19 protein-coding genes are annotated in these 16,910 nt (G+C 31.0%); 6 read left to right on the top strand and 13 right to left on the bottom strand.

What is annotated here, in order from left to right; all coding sequences use genetic code 11:
- Nucleotides 1-4 precede the first annotated feature (4 nt).
- The 4 genes from BQ7358_RS05885 to BQ7358_RS05870 all read right to left on the bottom strand — a co-directional run bounded on the left by BQ7358_RS05885 (nucleotide 5) and on the right by BQ7358_RS05870 (nucleotide 4,215).
- Nucleotides 5-1,222: an ABC transporter permease gene (locus BQ7358_RS05885; protein WP_062173913.1), complete on the bottom strand. Its 1,218-nt coding sequence runs from the start codon at nucleotides 1,220-1,222 to the stop codon at nucleotides 5-7.
- Nucleotides 1,215-1,958, bottom strand: coding sequence for an ABC transporter ATP-binding protein (locus BQ7358_RS05880; RefSeq protein ID WP_062173914.1), 744 nt, complete (start codon nucleotides 1,956-1,958; stop codon nucleotides 1,215-1,217). The genes BQ7358_RS05885 and BQ7358_RS05880 overlap by 8 nt, the downstream gene beginning before the upstream one ends.
- A gap of 3 nt (nucleotides 1,959-1,961) precedes the next feature.
- Entirely contained in the window at nucleotides 1,962-2,558 is a 597-nt protein-coding gene (coaE, locus tag BQ7358_RS05875; RefSeq protein ID WP_234971570.1) for a dephospho-CoA kinase, read from the bottom strand.
- A 211-nt stretch (nucleotides 2,559-2,769) separates the two neighbouring features.
- On the bottom strand, nucleotides 2,770-4,215 hold the full coding sequence (locus tag BQ7358_RS05870) for an amino acid permease (RefSeq protein WP_062173918.1): 1,446 nt from the start codon (nucleotides 4,213-4,215) through the stop codon (nucleotides 2,770-2,772).
- Nucleotides 4,216-4,675: 460 nt separating this feature from the next.
- Between BQ7358_RS05870 and BQ7358_RS05865 the strand changes: the two genes are divergently transcribed.
- From BQ7358_RS05865 to BQ7358_RS05850, 4 genes are all read left to right on the top strand, one after another.
- On the top strand, nucleotides 4,676-5,803 hold the full coding sequence (locus tag BQ7358_RS05865; protein ID WP_062173921.1) for an acyl-CoA dehydrogenase family protein: 1,128 nt from the start codon (nucleotides 4,676-4,678) through the stop codon (nucleotides 5,801-5,803).
- A 195-nt stretch (nucleotides 5,804-5,998) separates the two neighbouring features.
- On the top strand, nucleotides 5,999-6,823 hold the full coding sequence (locus BQ7358_RS05860) for a phosphate/phosphite/phosphonate ABC transporter substrate-binding protein (RefSeq protein ID WP_062173923.1): 825 nt from the start codon (nucleotides 5,999-6,001) through the stop codon (nucleotides 6,821-6,823).
- Nucleotides 6,813-7,994, top strand: a complete 1,182-nt coding sequence (locus tag BQ7358_RS05855; RefSeq protein WP_062173925.1) for a cobalamin-independent methionine synthase II family protein — start codon at nucleotides 6,813-6,815, stop codon at nucleotides 7,992-7,994. Before BQ7358_RS05860 ends, BQ7358_RS05855 begins: the two co-directional genes overlap by 11 nt.
- Nucleotides 7,987-8,454: an OsmC family protein gene (locus tag BQ7358_RS05850; RefSeq protein WP_062173927.1), complete on the top strand. Its 468-nt coding sequence runs from the start codon at nucleotides 7,987-7,989 to the stop codon at nucleotides 8,452-8,454. The genes BQ7358_RS05855 and BQ7358_RS05850 overlap by 8 nt, the downstream gene beginning before the upstream one ends.
- Before the next feature lie 37 nt (nucleotides 8,455-8,491).
- Here the strand turns inward: BQ7358_RS05850 and trxA are convergent, their stop codons facing one another.
- The 3 genes from trxA to BQ7358_RS05835 all read right to left on the bottom strand — a co-directional run bounded on the left by trxA (nucleotide 8,492) and on the right by BQ7358_RS05835 (nucleotide 10,775).
- Complete coding sequence (trxA, locus tag BQ7358_RS05845) at nucleotides 8,492-8,797, bottom strand: thioredoxin (protein ID WP_062173929.1); 306 nt, start codon at nucleotides 8,795-8,797, stop codon at nucleotides 8,492-8,494.
- 82 nt (nucleotides 8,798-8,879) lie between these two features.
- The gene (groL, locus tag BQ7358_RS05840) at nucleotides 8,880-10,484 is read right to left on the bottom strand and encodes a chaperonin GroEL (RefSeq protein WP_062173931.1); all 1,605 of its coding nucleotides are present in this window, start codon (nucleotides 10,482-10,484) and stop codon (nucleotides 8,880-8,882) included.
- Between the two features lie 12 nt (nucleotides 10,485-10,496).
- Nucleotides 10,497-10,775, bottom strand: coding sequence for a GroES family chaperonin (locus BQ7358_RS05835; protein ID WP_062173933.1), 279 nt, complete (start codon nucleotides 10,773-10,775; stop codon nucleotides 10,497-10,499).
- Between the two features lie 245 nt (nucleotides 10,776-11,020).
- Between BQ7358_RS05835 and BQ7358_RS05830 the strand changes: the two genes are divergently transcribed.
- Entirely contained in the window at nucleotides 11,021-11,407 is a 387-nt protein-coding gene (locus BQ7358_RS05830; RefSeq protein ID WP_021752661.1) for a MerR family transcriptional regulator, read from the top strand.
- A 44-nt stretch (nucleotides 11,408-11,451) separates the two neighbouring features.
- The gene (gene glnA / locus BQ7358_RS05825) at nucleotides 11,452-12,777 is read left to right on the top strand and encodes a type I glutamate--ammonia ligase (protein ID WP_072520325.1); all 1,326 of its coding nucleotides are present in this window, start codon (nucleotides 11,452-11,454) and stop codon (nucleotides 12,775-12,777) included.
- A gap of 164 nt (nucleotides 12,778-12,941) precedes the next feature.
- On the opposite strand, the gene fba is transcribed toward glnA, so the two are convergent.
- From fba to pyrH, 6 genes are all read right to left on the bottom strand, one after another.
- Nucleotides 12,942-13,808 carry a class II fructose-1,6-bisphosphate aldolase gene (gene fba / locus BQ7358_RS05820; protein ID WP_021752663.1) on the bottom strand — a complete coding sequence of 289 codons (867 nt, stop codon included), beginning with the start codon at nucleotides 13,806-13,808 and terminating at the stop codon, nucleotides 12,942-12,944.
- A 99-nt stretch (nucleotides 13,809-13,907) separates the two neighbouring features.
- Nucleotides 13,908-14,807, bottom strand: a complete 900-nt coding sequence (locus tag BQ7358_RS05815) for an RluA family pseudouridine synthase (RefSeq protein ID WP_062173937.1) — start codon at nucleotides 14,805-14,807, stop codon at nucleotides 13,908-13,910.
- Between the two features lie 307 nt (nucleotides 14,808-15,114).
- Entirely contained in the window at nucleotides 15,115-15,360 is a 246-nt protein-coding gene (locus BQ7358_RS05810) for a YneF family protein (RefSeq protein WP_062173939.1), read from the bottom strand.
- A gap of 3 nt (nucleotides 15,361-15,363) precedes the next feature.
- The gene (locus BQ7358_RS05805; RefSeq protein WP_062173941.1) at nucleotides 15,364-15,573 is read right to left on the bottom strand and encodes a DUF896 domain-containing protein; all 210 of its coding nucleotides are present in this window, start codon (nucleotides 15,571-15,573) and stop codon (nucleotides 15,364-15,366) included.
- A 2-nt stretch (nucleotides 15,574-15,575) separates the two neighbouring features.
- Nucleotides 15,576-16,133 (bottom strand): ribosome recycling factor, encoded by a 558-nt coding sequence (frr, locus tag BQ7358_RS05800; RefSeq protein WP_062173943.1) that lies wholly within the window; start codon nucleotides 16,131-16,133, stop codon nucleotides 15,576-15,578.
- A 20-nt stretch (nucleotides 16,134-16,153) separates the two neighbouring features.
- The gene (gene pyrH, locus BQ7358_RS05795; RefSeq protein ID WP_062173945.1) at nucleotides 16,154-16,867 is read right to left on the bottom strand and encodes a UMP kinase; all 714 of its coding nucleotides are present in this window, start codon (nucleotides 16,865-16,867) and stop codon (nucleotides 16,154-16,156) included.
- Between the last annotated feature and the right edge of the window lie 43 nt (nucleotides 16,868-16,910).

Here is a 16,910-nt window from a genome sequence, read left to right as displayed (position 1 = left end):
TAATTTATTTCACCTTTACTATAAAAATTCTTGCTACTAAATTTGCCAAAATTAAAGCTACTATATTTATTATTATATTATTCATGTTAATATTGGTTAATAATATTGATATTAATATCAGTAATAATGTAGTCAATAACATAACAACAGTTAACAAATGTCTAAAACTATTTACTTTAATCTCTTCTTTTACCGGAAGCACATGACTCCAAATACTATTATTTATTTTTTTATATAAGGGTACTAACTGGATTATTGTCAAATAGCTATATGATACGATTATTACCATTGATACATAACTATTTTTAAAACTGTAAATAAACATTACTGCAACCAACATTAGTCTTAATGCTAAAAATACCGTATTTTCTTGTCTTAAAAATACCCGATAATAATAGTATTTAAAACTATTTTCTACAGAAAAATTATCTTCTTTTAATTTTGGCAATAATATATCAAAATATTTTCGTCTGGCTACTTTTATATTATCCATCGGTACATCTACAAACATATTTACAAATTTTAAATAATTTTCCTTACGTTGTTTATCATAATCCGCTGCTCCGTACCAATTTATATTAGTATAAACCTTATTTGTTTTTATCATTACCATAACCATAATAATAAAAATTATTATTGCCATATAATCATAATAATTTTTATGTAATACCACTCTTAATAAAGATAATACCAAAATTAAATACTGAAGTACAGAACTAGTTATTTGCGGTTTGTTATAAACTGCTTCTCTCAACTTCATTCCATTGACAGCTATAATCACTAAAAATAAAATTGCTATGTTTATAATTTGTAATTTATTTTGAAATTCTCCTACTCTGTCAATAATAGGTTTAGTCGCAAAATAAAATATCACCGTCATTACCAAATGCCCTATTGTACCCATCGTTAAAGTATTTTTATATACTTCAACGTAGTATTTTTCGAGCGGAAGTAAGAAAACTGAGTCCGCTTCTTTTATAAATGTTTTAGCTTTCGTGAAAGTAATCAAATAGCTTAAAAGTAAAATTACTACGATTAATACTGCCTTCATCTCAAATTTAGTAGCAACAGCCAACCATTTTGAGTAATTTATCATTACAGCCCCAAGCACGATAATAAGAAACATAATCAGGTGCGAATTAAATATGTACTTACTATATAATGCCCTTTTCTCTCGCTCTTTTTTTCTCCGATCATTGAAAATAGTCGTAATATTAGTCATTATTGCCTCTTACGGTTAAAGCCAAGTATATTTCATCTAAAGACGCACCTGCCATTTTAAACTCCGCTCTTAACTTATCAAGATTCCCACTTGCCAATATTTTTCCCTCATGAATAATAACGAAGTTATCGCAATATTTTTCTGCTGTTGCCAATATATGAGTAGACATCAAAATACTGGCACCTGCATTTTTCCTTTTACACATTAAATTAATTAAATCATTAATCGCAATCGGATCAAGACCTAAAAACGGTTCATCTATAATATAAAGACTAGGTTCTACTAAAAAGGCACAAATAATCATTACCTTTTGCTTCATCCCTTTTGAAAAATGAACGGGGAAAAACTTTATTTTATCACTCAACTTAAATAATTCCAATAACTCATCAGCAACTTCCCAAGTATGCTTCATATCTAACCCATAAGCCATAGCGGTTAAGTTAATATGTTCTTCCAATGTGAGTTCATCGTACAATACCGGAGATTCCGGAATATAGGTAATGCTCTTTCTATAATTTTCATTATCATTTTCCATTGTAAGATTATTTACTTTTATCTCACCTTCCATAGCATTAAGAAGTCCTAATATATGTTTTATAGTTGTACTCTTACCTGCACCGTTTAAACCTATTAGTGCTGTTATACTCCCTTTAGGAATTTCTATATTAATATTTTCTATTACTTTCTTTCTATTATAACCTCCTGTCAAATTTTTTATCTCAAGTATATTTATCATTAATTACCCGTCCCCTTTCAACAATTCTTCTATAATATTATCTACTTGTTTATAAGTAAATTCTAATGAATTACTGTTATTCACTACGTAATCACCCAGTTTCGCTTTTTCTTTTGAACTTAATTGACTGCTTATTCTTCTTAAAGCATTTTGTTTAGTTAAATTATTTCTCTTCATTAATCGTTCCAACTGAGTTTTTTCATCACAATAAACAACTATTGTTTTATCTACTAAATCACTAAATTTTGCTTCAAAAAGTAATGCAACATCAACAAAAACTAATTTTTCTTTAAAATATTTTTTTTCAATTTTTCTTATCTCATTTTTTATTTTAGGATGTATTATTTCATTTAATTTCTCTAAGTTCTTGCTATTACCAAATACTAAGCTGCCGAGTTTTAAACGATTCACTCCATAAGTATCTAAAATTTGCTCACCAAAAATCTTAACAAGTTTTTCTACTACGTCCTTACTATTTAGCATTTCGTGCCCGATTTTATCTGCATCAATAACAATATATCCAAGTTTTTTTAAATAATTTGAAACTGCACTTTTACCACAGGCAATACTTCCTGTAACTCCTACGTTCAAACAAATCATCTCCATTTATAAGAATTCAAACAACTTAAATATAATTTTAACACATTAATTATTTAATATCTATAAAAAAGTGAGAGTAGGACAAAAATTATAATTGCTAACCAATTTACTTTTAAACCTACTCCCATAAAATTTACTAAACTTCTTTACATATACTTATAACATTTTTTGCAAACCAGCAAATTTCTCTATATTTATAATTATTTAAAATCTATTTTTCATCACCAAATGGATTAATATCCATTTCTTCTAATTTAACGTATTTTCTTTTTGTTACAAGTTTAAATCCAATATAAAGTAATAGACAAATAACCGGGCAAACCAAATTATATGACATTTGTAAAAAACCGCCGGTTAAATAATCCGCCACTAATTGTAATATTATTATTAAAATAAATACAGTTAGAGCAATATATGATCCTATCACACCTGTTTTTGCTGTATAAGGAAGAACATCTTCAGCCTTTTTCCCCTGCTTTATAATAGCTTTTCTTAGTCTTATTTGAGAAACAAGAGAAACAATCCAAATAAGCATAACAATAATTCCAACCATTGACAATAGCATATAATATCCACTTGGATTATAATGTTCAAACACAAAACAAAGTATCATAAATACAGCAGAAAAAGTTAGTGCTATTGATGGTGTTGAGTTTGAATTTAATTGTTTAAACATTTTAGGTCCATAATTGCTGGAACTTAATGAAAATAACTGCCTACTTGACACATACATTCCTGAATTAGCAGCCGAAAGCACTGATGTTAAAATAACAATATTCATAACTACAGCCGCTACCGATAGTCCAACATTTTGGAACACAATAGTAAATGGTGATGCCGTTACATTGTTAGTATCCAACAGCCTAACATCGTCTGCCGACACAATTGATGATATAATAAACATCGTTGCAATATAAAAAATTAAAATTCTCCAAAATACTTGTTTAACCGCTTTAGGCATAGTTTCTTTCGGGTTGGGAGATTCTCCCGCCGTTACCGCTACAACCTCTGTTCCTCCAAATGAGAACGCCGCTGTAGAGAACACACCAAATAATCCTAAAAGTCCGGCTGAAGAAGTTTTTTCTCCATTTTTAATAAAAGTAGAAATCCCTGCTTCTGAATTACCCGATATACCAAAAATAATTGCTGCTCCGACTATTAAGAAAACTACTACAGTTATTACTTTTATAATCGTTATCCAATATTCTACTTCTCCAAAAACTTTAACACTAACTAAGTTTAGTATATATAGTAATAACAAAAAGACGATACAAATAGAAAATGTAGAAAATTGTCTAAAGTATTCCCAATAATGTAAAATTTTCGATAGTGTAATAATATCCACACTCGCCACTAAAATCCATAAAATCCAGTACAGCCAACCGATACCAAAGCCAAGCCCCGGGTCAATAAATCTAGTCGCATAAGATCCAAATGAACCTGACACCGGATAAAATGTTGCTAATTCCCCTATTGAAGCCATTAAAAAATAAATAATTACTCCAATTAACGCATATGTAAATACCGCTCCGTAAGATCCGGCTTTACTGACTACCGCACCACTCGCCATAAATAGACCAGTTCCTATACAACCACCTATGGCGATCATACTAATGTGTCTTGCTTGCAATTTTCTTTCCATTTTTGGATTTGTCATGCAACCACTTCCCCTCTTTATAATATCGTATTTTGTACTAGATTATACTACTATTCATTCAATATGTAAAGTATTTCTACTTATTTTCTCTGATAATAAAAAATAATAATCTGATAATTCTAACTACTATTTATTTTTTGTACCAAAGTTGACAAATCTTTTATAGTTGATAATTAATCTCAATTAAGAAATATTTTTATGTTTTAAATTATAATTTTTATATAACAATATTTAAAATCTAGTTAACATAATTTTTATAATTTTATTTAATTTTTAATTTTCTCTACTTTTTTATTAAAAAATTATTTTAAAACCTTTATTTTAAAAAGAAAAATTTAATCGTTTACAACCTTATTTTTTTTATATATAATGGTTTCTATAAGACATAGTTGACTTTTATTTTAATTATTTTCTATATACATTCACTACTGTCTAATCAAATTTTAGGAGGGTTAAATATATGACAACATTTTACAATAAGGCAAGAGAGTTCGCTAAAAAATATATCGATCCTATTGCAAAAGAAATAGATGAAAAAGAAAGATTTCCTGAAGAAGTTTTTGAAGAACTGGGAAAAGCCGGTTATTTTAAACTAATGATTCCTGAGGAATTTGGCGGTTTAGGTAAAAACATGCAGGAACATGCCGATGCTTGTCGTGCTTTCGCAAAATCAAGTGCTACTGTAGGTCTTTGTTATATGATGCACAATGTCGCTTTAAATTGTATTCTTTCTTATGCTGATGAATCTTTAAAAGCTAAAATCTGTAAAGACGTTGTAGAAAATGAAAAATTTTTGGCATTAGCTTATAGTGAACTTGGTACCGGAACTCACTTCTATATCTCAGATTTAAAAACTGATTTTAAAGAAAACACTGTTGTTTTCAATGGTGTTAAAAGTATGGTTACCTCTGCTTTACAAGCATCTTATTACTTAGTTCTTGCTCCATCTGATGTAGAAGGAGAAATCGATAACTGGATAATTCCGCTTAATACTGACGGATTAAACTTTAAACCTAATACTTGGCACGGCTTAGGTATGCGTGGTAACGTATCATGTCAAATGGTTATTGATGATGTGGAACTGGATAAATCTTGGCGTATTGGTAAAGCCGGTAGCGGTGTTGAACAAGTATTCACCATCGTTGCTACTTACTTTATTACCGGATTAGCGGCCGTTTATACAGGACTTTGTCAAGCTATTTTAGATGAAGCTGTTGAGCATACTACCAATAGAAAATATCCTGATGGTAAGTCTTTAAGCAATATTGAAACTGTTCAAATTCATCTTGCTAAAATCTATTCACAAACTAACGTTGCTGTCCTAGGAACAAATGAAGCTGTACGTAGTTTCCTAGCCGGAGAAGAAGATGCTCTTGCTAAAATTTTATCAGCACGTATTTTTGCTAGTGAAGCATCTATTGAACTGGCAAGAATTGGAATGCGTGTTGGTGGTGGTAAAGCTTATAATCGTATGGGTAATATGGAACGTTACTTAAGAGATTCATTTGCAAGTCACATTATGGCTCCAAGTGTTGACGTTCTCACACTTTGGTTAGGTAAAGCTATTACCGGTCAACAATTACCGTAAAATTAAAATGAAAGATAAGGGAGTAAAGAGCTTTTTACTCCCTTGCATACTATTAATATATTGATAAAAATATCAAAAAACATGATTAAGCAAACATTATATAAATCGCCGTTATTTATATTAATAGATCAATTACTTTTAATCATCTTTATCTTAAGGATTAAAAAATAAATATAAAAATATGAGGTAAATTATATGTCTAAATTAAAAATAGGAGCAGTTATCTATGCTCCAAAAGTAACAGTTATTTGGGAAATTATCGCTAAATTCTTTGAAGATGAAAACTTTCCTATTGAACCCATTTATTTTAAAAATTACAAAGAACAAGTTGATGCACTTATTAATGAAGAAATCGATGTTGCTTGGAATTCCCCGCTTGCTTGGTTAGATGCACACCTTCGCACAAAAGGAAAAGCATTAGACGGTTCTATGCGTGATACTGATCGTGACAGACAATCATTTATCGTTGTAAAAAAAGATAGCGGTATAAATAGTTTAGCAGATCTTAAAGGTAAAACCATAGGCTTTAGTGCTACTGATTCTCCACAAGCACGTCTTATTCCAATAAATCACCTACATAAAAATGGTTTGGAATTTTCAAAAGATTATATTGAAAAACGTTTTGATATTGGTGTAGGATTACATGGGGATCATGTCGGCGGTGAATTAGATTCAGCAGTTGCATTAAAAAATGGTGAAGTAGATGCCACGTGGATGCTTGACTTTAATTATCAAGCATGGACACTTGACGGAACACTTGATGAAAACCAGTTTGTAATTTTAGATAAAACAGATTTCTTTGATCACTGTATTTTCTCAGGTCGTCCGGAGCTGGATAAAGTACGTTTTGAAAAATTCCTTGAAGTTCTACACAAAATGGATTACACTAACCCGAAACATAAAGAAATGATGGATATGGAAGGTTTAAAAGAATGGATTCCGGGTCGTATAACCGGTTTTAAACAATTAACGGAAGCAAATGAATACTTAGATTTTTTAGGTGAATTTCATGGAAAATAATTTTAAATCATTTACAACTTCGCTACTGGGAAGTATGCCCCGTAGCAAAAAACTGCTTACCGCAAAAAGAAAATTTCTCAAAGGTAATTTATCACAAGAAGATTATAAAAAACTTTTAGATGAAGAAACTAAATTTTTTGTGGATTTACAAGAAAAAAATAACATTGATATTATTACCAGCGGTGAACTTGATCGTGATAACTATGTATCCTTTATCGCAAATAAATTAAATGGTGTTACAATGATGAGTATGGCTGATATGTTTGACTATATTGAAGACAAACAAGCATTCGAGCAAATATTAGAAACTCTTGATGTTCCTGCTATTAGTATTAAAAATGCTATTTGTACCGGAAAAGTCAGTTATAACAAACCGCTAGTTGCTGATGAAATTAAATATTTAAGAAAATTCACAACCTCTCCATTAAAAGCAACACTCCCCGGACCATACTTAATAACACGTTCTATGTGGCTACCGGCATTATCAAAACAACATTATAATAATAAAGAACATCTGGGAGAAGATATTATAAATGTTCTAAAAAAAGAAATTGATGAACTTGTGCTGCAAGGTGTCGAAATTGTTCAATTTGATGAACCCGTATTAACCGAAGTAGTTTTTACCGAGGGAAAAACACGCTCTTTTATGTGTGCTGCACTATCTGAAAAAAAAGATCCAACTCAAGAACTTGAATTTGCTACCCATTTAATCAAAAATGTTGTTTCTTATGCAAAAGAAAAAGGAATTTTAGTATCTTTACATGTTTGTCGTGGAAACTGGAGTCGCAATGAAAGTATTTTGCTAACCGGACCATATACACCTCTACTACCATTATTTGAAAAAGTTTTACCTAATATACTTACACTAGAATTTTCTACACCACGTGCAGGAGAATTATCCTCATTGCTTGAAAGTAAAATAATCAAAGAAAACTGTACACTAGGATTAGGCGTTATGAATCCAAGAACAGATGAAATAGAATCTTTAGAATCTATTGTTACCAGAGCAGAAGAAGCGTTAAAATTTCTTCCAAAAGAAAGAATTTGGTTAAATCCTGATTGCGGTTTTGCAACATTCGCTAACAGACCGGTCAGCACTGTCAATATTATTGATAAAAAACTGGCACGCCTAAGTGAAGCTAGTAAATACTTAAGGTCACGCTATGAATAATATCTATGAATCTCATAATTATGACGTTTCTTTTCGTGGTGTTTTGTCTCAAAATAAAGTTTTAAAACTTTTCACAAATAATGATTGCATAGAAGTTAGTAGTGAAATAGATTTTGATATTAATGCAGATTATAAAAGTAGCTTAAATTATTTTGCAAGTGCCACTTTAGGTGGAATAATACATAGTATTGTTAATCAAAGTCAACATGAAAATTTTGAAATTGAGGAAATTGAGGGAAAAATTCATTTTATATTAAAAAATCCCCTAACACTTTTAGGAGTTAAAGGATATAATGAAGAACCGAAAATAGATAAGTGTAAAATTATTATTTATTTATATGCTGATATAGAAGATGACGAATTAATAGAATTTTGTAATAATGCTTTAAAACGTTCATTTATTTATAACACTTTAAAATCTTCCATTGATATAAATATAGAATTTATCCCTATAATATAAAAGAGTGAGCAATTTTGCTCACCCTTTTTAACTTATATTAATATTTTGATAGAAACTCTTTTAATGCTTCTTTTGGTAAATATCCAGATTTTTCTGCCAATACTTCTCCATTTTTCATAATAAGTAATGTTGGAATTGACATTACACCGTATTCTGAAGCAGCTTCTTGATTTTCGTCTACATTAAGTTTATAAAATTCAATATTAGTTAGTTCATTAGATACTTCCTCTAATACAGGTGCTAACATTTTACATGGACCACACCATGGTGCCCAAAAATCAAATAGTTTTACACTATCAGTTTTTGATAATTCATAAAATTCTTTATCTGTAATTTCTCTCATTGTTTTCTATCTCCTTTTATATTATTGAGTATATATTATAATATTATTTGACGTTATTCAACTATTTTGTTTTGAAAATTTTCTACATCATCGGCATCTGTGGTGCTTGTGGTTCATCTTTTGTTATATCCGCTACAACAGCCTCCGTTGATAAGAATAAACTTGAAACACTCGCCGCATTTTGTAAGGCGGAACGTGTAACTTTCGTTGGATCCACTATTCCGGATTCAATCATATTTACCCATTCACCGATAGCAGCATTATATCCAACTCCGATTTCCACTTCTTTTAATTTTGCAACTATAACACTACCCTCAAGTCCTGCATTTTCCGCTATTTGACGAACCGGTGCTTCCAATGATTTTTTAATAATATTGATACCTGTTAATTCATCACCAACAGCATCTAATTTTTCTACTTCGGAAATAACTTGTACCAAAGCTGTTCCACCACCGGAAACTATTCCTTCTTCTACTGCGGCACGCGTCGAATTTAAAGCATCTTCTATACGTAATTTGCGTTCTTTTAATTCTGTTTCAGTAGCTGCTCCTACTTTTATTACAGCTACTCCACCTGATAATTTCGCCAAACGTTCTTGTAATTTTTCACGATCAAACTCTGATGTAGATTCTTTATATAACGCTTTTATTTGTAATATACGTGCTTCTATATTTTCTTTAGAACCTTTACCATCAACAATAACAGTATTGTCCTTTGTCACTCTTACTTTATTTGCACTACCCAGCATTGTAATGTTAGCATCTTTTAATTCCAAACCTAGGTCTTCTGTTATCAATGTTGCCCCTGTTAAAATGGCAATATCTTCTAAGACAGCTTTTCTTCTTTCGCCAAAGCCCGGTGCTTTCACCGCAACAACATTAAATGTTCCACGTAACTTGTTTACTACTAATGTTGCACTGGCTTCTTGCTCTACATCATCTGCAATAATCAATAATGGTTTAGCAGCCGAAACTACTTCTTCCAGTACCGGTAATATTTCTTGTACTGCGTGAATTTTTCTATCAGTTACCAAAATGTAAGGATTATCTAAATCTGCAATCATTTTTTCCGTATCACTTACCATATATGGAGATATATACCCACGATCAAACTGCATTCCCTCTACTACTTCCAGCGTTGTTTCCAAACCTTGCGATTCTTCTATTGTAATTACACCGTCATTACCAACTTTTTCCATAGCTTCTGAAATAAATTTACCTACCTCAACATCAGCAGCTGAAATAGCACCAACTTGTGCAATCTTATCTTTTGAATCAACAGTCACACTAATATCTTTTAATTTTTCCACTGCAACCTTAACAGCACGCTCCATACCTTTTCTTATACCAATAGGATTAGCTCCACTGGTTACATTTTTAAGTCCTTCCGTAATCATAGCTTGCGCTAAAATTGTCGCTGTTGTTGTTCCATCACCGGCAATTTCATTTGTTTTATTAGCAACTTCCGCCACGAGTTTTGCCCCCATATTTTCGTATGGGTCCTCTAACTCAATTTCTTTTGCAATTGATACTCCATCATTAGTAATAAGTGGTGAACCGAATTTTTTATCCAATACAACATTGCGCCCTTTAGGACCTAATGTTATTTTTACTGCATTAGCTAACTTGTCAACACCACGTTTCATTGACTGACGTGCATCTTCTGAAAATTTTATCTCTTTAGTCATATTTATACCTCCTTAGTCTTCCAATACTGCTAATATTTCTTCTTCATTTACAATATAATAAACTTCATTTTTATGTGTTATTTTCTTATAAACATCTGAAAAAACTACAACACTTCCGGTTGTTAATTCACCCTCATTAACCGCTGATAATAAACAACTCTCCCCAAGTGCTACCACTTCTCCAATATTTGATTCATCAGCACCTGTTGATGATAAAACAATTCCACTGGTAGTTTCTTGTTCTTGTTCAATTTTTTTCAATAATACATTATCAAATAATGGTTTAATCATATAAATCTCCTTTAATTACTTATTTTATTTTTATAATAAACTATACCATATATCATAAATCAAAAGTCAAAAAAAGTCAAATATTGAGTGTTATCTCTTTTTAATATTACAAGTTGCCATCAAAAGTTTATATCTCACTTGAATTGTGTGAGAAAATATAACATATACTTTCTTTATTAATTGTTTTCTGTTATATTAATAACGTAAGAAAAATATTTCACTACATTAAAAGAGAGGTGTTCTTAGTGGGTTTTAAAGAATTTCAGAAAAATCTTCCAGTTTTTTCCATTAGTGTTGTAACTAAAATAACACAACTTAGCGCTAGACAAATTCGCTATTATGAAGAAAAGAAATTATTTACACCTAAACGAACTGAAGGAAATACTAGATTATTTTCGCTTAATGATATAGATAAGCTGCTGACTATTAAAGACTTGCTTACAAAAGGCTTTAATTTAAAAGCTATTGATGAAATACTTAACGAAAAAGAAGTCTCTAGTCAAACAAATAAAATTCGTCAAATTATCCACAATGATATTTTCGCAGGTCCTAACGGACTTTCTCGTGAAGAACGTTCTATCGGTCGTGGTGATTTATCAAGATTCTACAATAATAAAAAAAATAAATTTTAATAATTTCGTTAAATTTTATTACATAAAACGAGAAGGAGAATACAATGACGAGAGATGAGATACTAAAAAAAATAAAAGAAGAAAATGTAAAATACATTAGACTTCAATTTACGGATATTACCGGAACTATTAAAAATGTAGAAGTACCTGTTAGTCAAATAAATAAAGTATTAGATAATAAAATGATGTTTGACGGTTCTTCTATAGAAGGTTTTGTTAGAATAGAAGAAAGCGATATGTATCTATACCCAGATCTTGATACTTTTTTAGTATTTTCATGGGATAGTGAATATGGAAAAGTAGCAAGATTTATTTGCGATGTGTATACTGTTGACGGAAAACCTTTTGCAGGTGACCCACGAGGTAATTTAAAAAAACTATTGATTAAAATGAAAAAATTAGGGTTCGATACTTTAAATCTTGGTCCTGAACCGGAATTTTTCTTATTTAGATTAAAAGAAGATGGCGAACCAAGTATCGATCTAAATGACAACGGTGGTTACTTCGATCTTGCACCTATTGATCTTGGAGAAAATGTTCGTCGCGACATAGTTCTTGAACTTGAACGTTTAGGATTTGACATTGAAGCCAGCCATCATGAAGTTGCACCGGGGCAACATGAAATTGACTTTAAATATGATAATGTAATTTCCGCTTGTGATAATATTCAAACATTTAAACTCATTGTAAAAACAATAGCAAGAAAACATGGATTACATGCAACTTTTATGCCAAAACCCATTTTTGGCATTAACGGTTCCGGAATGCATTGCAATGTTTCGTTATTTAACAACGGAGAAAATAGCTTTTACGATAAGGATAGCAAAAATGGTTTATCAAAAATCGCCTATAATTTTATAGCCGGAGTGCTTAAACACTCCCGCAGTTTCACAGCTATTTGTAACCCCACTGTTAATTCATACAAACGTTTAGTGCCGGGTTATGAAGCCCCATGTTATGTCGCTTGGTCTACCTCTAATCGTTCTCCGTTAGTAAGAGTTCCGGCTTCACGAGAACAATCTACTCGCATTGAGATTCGTTCTGTTGATCCGGCTGCTAATCCTTATTTGGCAATGACTGCAATTCTTGCGGCAGGACTTGATGGAATTGAAAACAATTTACTACCGGTTGATGAAGTAAGAAGCAATATTTACACTATGACTCGTAATGAAAGAATTAGCAATGGTATTAATGAGTTACCTTCTACACTTTATACGGCTTTAAAAGAACTAAACTCATCTCCTACCATGAAAGTCGCATTAGGTGATCACATATTTTATAATTTTATTGAAGCTAAATCTATTGAATGGGATTCATTTAGAACCCAAGTTACAGATTGGGAATTAGATCAATACCTTAAAAATTGTTAATATTAAATTTAGCCCTCATAATAAATAATTTTAATGAGATTTTTTGGTTGTATATCAACAAAAAATCTCATTATTTTTTAAAAACATTGATAAAAAAGGAATTGTAGATTTAAAATCCACAATTCCTATCATCAGTCCTAAATTTTATAGAACCCGTTTTTTATTTACGCTTTATTTCTTGAACCGAAAATATCGATTTTTTCATGAACCATAGCTTTGATTGCTTCAAATCCAGGATTTAATAATTTACGTGGATCAAACCCTTTTCCTGCAAGGTCTTTTCCGGCTTCAATATATTCTCTAGTCGCTGCAGCAAACGCCAATTGACATTCAGTATTAACATTAACTTTAGCTACTCCTAAAGAAATTGCTTTTTGAATTTGATCAGTTGGGATACCTGAACCACCATGTAATACTAATGGAATACCACCGGTTACATTAGAAATTTTTTCCAATGTTTCAAAACTCAAACCAGCCCAATTTTCCGGATATTTACCATGAATATTACCAATTCCGGCTGCTAAGAAATCTATTCCTAACTCTGCCATTATTTTACATTCTTGTGGATCTGCTAATTCACCGGCACCGATAACACCATCTTCTTCTCCACCGATTGAACCAACTTCGCATTCGATAGATAAACCTTTACCATGTGCTAATGCAATCATTTCTTTAGATTTTTCAATATTTTCATCAAATGGATAGTGAGATCCATCAAACATTACTGAACTAAATCCAGCTTCAATAGCTGCCTTAGTTCCTTCATATGAACCATGGTCAAGATGTAACGCCACCGGTACGGTAATATTTAATGCCTCAACCATTGCATCAACCATTGCTGCCACTGTTTTAAAACCTGTCATATATTTTGCAGCACCTTCACTCACTCCCAAGATTACTGGACTTTTTGCTTCTTCACAAGCTAACAAAATAGCTTTAGTCCATTCTAAATTATTAATATTAAAATGTCCTACTGCATATCCTTCTTTTCTCGCTTTCACAAGCATATCTTTTGCCGGTACTAATACCATGTTATTTTTCCTCCTTGAATAACTACTTACTTCTTATATCATACTACAATTTAAGAAAAAAATAAACCTTTTTTCTCTAAGTTTTTTCAATTATGTGTACTATTTATCTAATTTATCCATAATATCTAGTAAATATTTAGGTATTTCCGTCTCAAAATGAAGATTTTCATCTGTAATAGGGTGGTTAAATTCAATACTTTTAGAATGAAGCGCTTGCCCATTTGTATTTAATGTTTTACGTGGTCCATATACTAAGTCACCTACTAACGGATGATTAATATATTTCATATGTACTCTGATTTGATGTGTTCTACCCGTTTCCAACTCACATTCAACGAGTGTATAATTTTCAAATCTGTCAATTACTTTAAAATGTGTTATTGATGGCTTACCTTCATCTATAACAGCCATTTCTTTACGATCTTTTGGATTTCTTGCGATTGGAGCATCTATTGTTCCATAATCATGTTTAATACTGCCATGAACTAAAGCATAATATTTTCTTTTAACCTCTTTATTAGCTATCATTTCTGATAATTTCACATGTGCTTTATCATTCTTGGCTACTACCAACAAACCTGAAGTATCTTTATCAATTCTGTGAACAATTCCGGGTCTTACAGTTCCGTTAATACTTGATAATTTACTATGAAATAATAGAGCATTAACTAATGTTCCGTCTTTATGTCCAGGTGACGGGTGAACAACCATACCTTTAGCTTTATTTACTATAATCAAATCATTATCTTCATAAACAATATCTACCGGAATATTTTGTTTTACTACATTTAACTCTTCAGGTTCTTTATAATAAATTGTAATTATATTACCGTTTTTTAATTTAAAATTTGTTTTAGTAGGTTTACCATCTACCTTTATATATCCATCTACTATCAAATTTTGAATATTTGTTCTTGATACATCAATTAATTCTTGCTGTAAAAATTTATCAATACGTTCACTCTTATCAGAATTATAAATTATCTTTTTTTGTTCCATTACTACCTCCTTGCTATTTCACTATATTATATTAACTAAAAAAATAGTAATTGTAAACTAATAAGCTGAAAATAATAAACAGTTAAAATTTAAAAAGTAGCCACATCATCACATCGATTATTACAGTATAACTAATCATTTTAACAATAAATTTGTTATACCTAATAACAAAAATTAATGTTAAAGAAACTACTCTAATTCCAATGATTTTATAAATTGAAAATAATATTGAAATCATATATAACACTAATATAACTACAAAAAAATAGATGTCAATATATTAATACTGCATCTATTTTTTTAATTATTATTTTTTGCCTTGTTTTCTAGCTTGTTGTTGAGCTTTTTGCATATTGCTCATTACCTGATTTATTTTTTTACGTGATGGTTTTTGACCCATTTGGCTCATCATAGCCATCACCATATCTTCATTAATTTGAGGATTTTTCTCCATGTAATTCATAAAGTTACGTCTTGCTAGGAAGAAACCTCCTACAACACCCAGTAGTAAACATACAGCCCCTACTAAAATTATAATTGTTGTTGTATTCATGTCTTATTTTCCTTTCTTTTTCGGAGTAATATCTTCTCCATTTTCATTTATAACTCTTGTATTATCTAATATATTTCTCATATTAGCTTTAAAATTTTTTAAATATAACTGTCTATATTTTGCAAGTTCTTCTAGCTCATCAGCCGTTAATTCTCGTTCTTTTTTTATAACATTAAGTGAATTAATATTTGCAATAATTTCTTCCATTTCCATAATTACACACTCATCAATTCATCTTGTTTTTCTTTTGTAATTTTGTCAATTTCTGCAACAAATTTATCAGTTTGTTTTTGAATATCATCTGAATAACTTTTTAAATCATCTTCTGTAATCTGAGATGTTTTTTCCAGTTTCTTCATTGCATCCATTGCATCACGTCGAACATTACGAACAGCCACTTTTGCTCCCTCCGATTCTTTCCCAACTTGTTTTGAAAGTTCTTTACGTCGCTCTTCAGTCAATGCCGGAAAGACAATACGAATAACAGAACCATCATTAGCCGGATTTAATCCCAAATCAGATGCTTGAATCGCTTTTTCAATTGCTCCTAATAATGTTTTTTCATATGGTGAAATTACTAACATCTTCGGTTCCGGAACTGAAATACCTGCTACTTGATTAATTGGGGTCGGTACACCATAATACTCAACACTCAATCTATCTAAAACAGATGCACTAGCCTTCCCAGCTCTAATAGATGCTAATTCTCGTCTTAAACTAGCTATCGCTTTTCCCATTTTTTCTTCTAAGTTAATCATAATTTGCTCAGGCATAAATTTGTATACTCCTATTCTTATTTAATTATTGTTCCTAAATTATCCTCTGAAACAACTCTTACAATATTATCTGCATCATCAATAGAAAAGACTATAATTGGTAAATGGTTATCCATACAAAATGAAATTGCAGTCGAATCCATTATAGTCAACCCTTTTTGTATAATATCAATATATGACAATTTATCATACTTGGTCGCACTACTATCTATCTTAGGATCAGCAGTATATACTCCGTCGACACCGTTTTTACCCATTAAAATAGCTTCTGCTCCGATTTCTTTTGCCCTTAGTGCAGCAGTTGTATCTGTTGAAAAATATGGATTTCCAATCCCGGCTGCAAAAATTACAACTCTTCCTTTTTCAAGATGTCTTATTGCTCTTCTTCTTATATAAGGTTCTGCCATCGCTTTCATTTCAACAGATGTTAACACACGCACATCAACATCTTTTTGTTCTAATGAATCTTGTAATGCTAAAGAATTCATTACAGTTGCCAACATTCCCATAGAATCAGCGGTAGCACGCTCCATTCCCAGTTCTTCACCGGTTTTTCCACGCCAAATATTTCCACCACCTACAACAATGGCAACCTCTACCCCACGTTTTACAACTTCTACGATTTGTGATGTTATTTTATTTACAACACCGGAATCTATTCCAAATCCTTTTCCGCCGGCTAATGCCTCACCACTAAGTTTAAATAAAACTCTTTTATATTTAGTAGCCATTTTTATCCTCCTAAAAACATCAGATAATATATTAATTTTTAAA

Origin of the sequence: Gemella massiliensis, assembly GCF_900120125.1 — a bacterium.
Classification (GTDB): Bacteria; Bacillota; Bacilli; order Staphylococcales; family Gemellaceae; genus Gemella; species Gemella massiliensis.
The sequence above is the reverse complement of the archived record's forward strand: the minus strand, read 5'-3'. Positions and strand labels throughout refer to the sequence as shown.

Bases quoted from the DNA above. Each gene is read 5' to 3' on its own strand.
- BQ7358_RS05885 (WP_062173913.1), bottom strand. From the start codon at position 1,222: ATGACTAATATTACGACTATTTTCAATGATCGGAGAAAAAAAGAGCGA.
- BQ7358_RS05880 (WP_062173914.1), bottom strand. From the start codon at position 1,958: ATGATAAATATACTTGAGATAAAAAATTTGACAGGAGGTTATAATAGA.
- coaE (WP_234971570.1), bottom strand. From the start codon at position 2,558: ATGATTTGTTTGAACGTAGGAGTTACAGGAAGTATTGCCTGTGGTAAA.
- BQ7358_RS05870 (WP_062173918.1), bottom strand. From the start codon at position 4,215: ATGACAAATCCAAAAATGGAAAGAAAATTGCAAGCAAGACACATTAGT.
- BQ7358_RS05865 (WP_062173921.1), top strand. From the start codon at position 4,676: ATGACAACATTTTACAATAAGGCAAGAGAGTTCGCTAAAAAATATATC.
- BQ7358_RS05860 (WP_062173923.1), top strand. From the start codon at position 5,999: ATGTCTAAATTAAAAATAGGAGCAGTTATCTATGCTCCAAAAGTAACA.
- BQ7358_RS05855 (WP_062173925.1), top strand. From the start codon at position 6,813: ATGGAAAATAATTTTAAATCATTTACAACTTCGCTACTGGGAAGTATG.
- BQ7358_RS05850 (WP_062173927.1), top strand. From the start codon at position 7,987: ATGAATAATATCTATGAATCTCATAATTATGACGTTTCTTTTCGTGGT.
- trxA (WP_062173929.1), bottom strand. From the start codon at position 8,797: ATGAGAGAAATTACAGATAAAGAATTTTATGAATTATCAAAAACTGAT.
- groL (WP_062173931.1), bottom strand. From the start codon at position 10,484: ATGACTAAAGAGATAAAATTTTCAGAAGATGCACGTCAGTCAATGAAA.
- BQ7358_RS05835 (WP_062173933.1), bottom strand. From the start codon at position 10,775: ATGATTAAACCATTATTTGATAATGTATTATTGAAAAAAATTGAACAA.
- glnA (WP_072520325.1), top strand. From the start codon at position 11,452: ATGACGAGAGATGAGATACTAAAAAAAATAAAAGAAGAAAATGTAAAA.
- fba (WP_021752663.1), bottom strand. From the start codon at position 13,808: ATGGTATTAGTACCGGCAAAAGATATGCTTGTGAAAGCGAGAAAAGAA.
- BQ7358_RS05815 (WP_062173937.1), bottom strand. From the start codon at position 14,807: ATGGAACAAAAAAAGATAATTTATAATTCTGATAAGAGTGAACGTATT.
- BQ7358_RS05810 (WP_062173939.1), bottom strand. From the start codon at position 15,360: ATGAATACAACAACAATTATAATTTTAGTAGGGGCTGTATGTTTACTA.
- BQ7358_RS05805 (WP_062173941.1), bottom strand. From the start codon at position 15,573: ATGGAAATGGAAGAAATTATTGCAAATATTAATTCACTTAATGTTATA.
- frr (WP_062173943.1), bottom strand. From the start codon at position 16,133: ATGCCTGAGCAAATTATGATTAACTTAGAAGAAAAAATGGGAAAAGCG.
- pyrH (WP_062173945.1), bottom strand. From the start codon at position 16,867: ATGGCTACTAAATATAAAAGAGTTTTATTTAAACTTAGTGGTGAGGCA.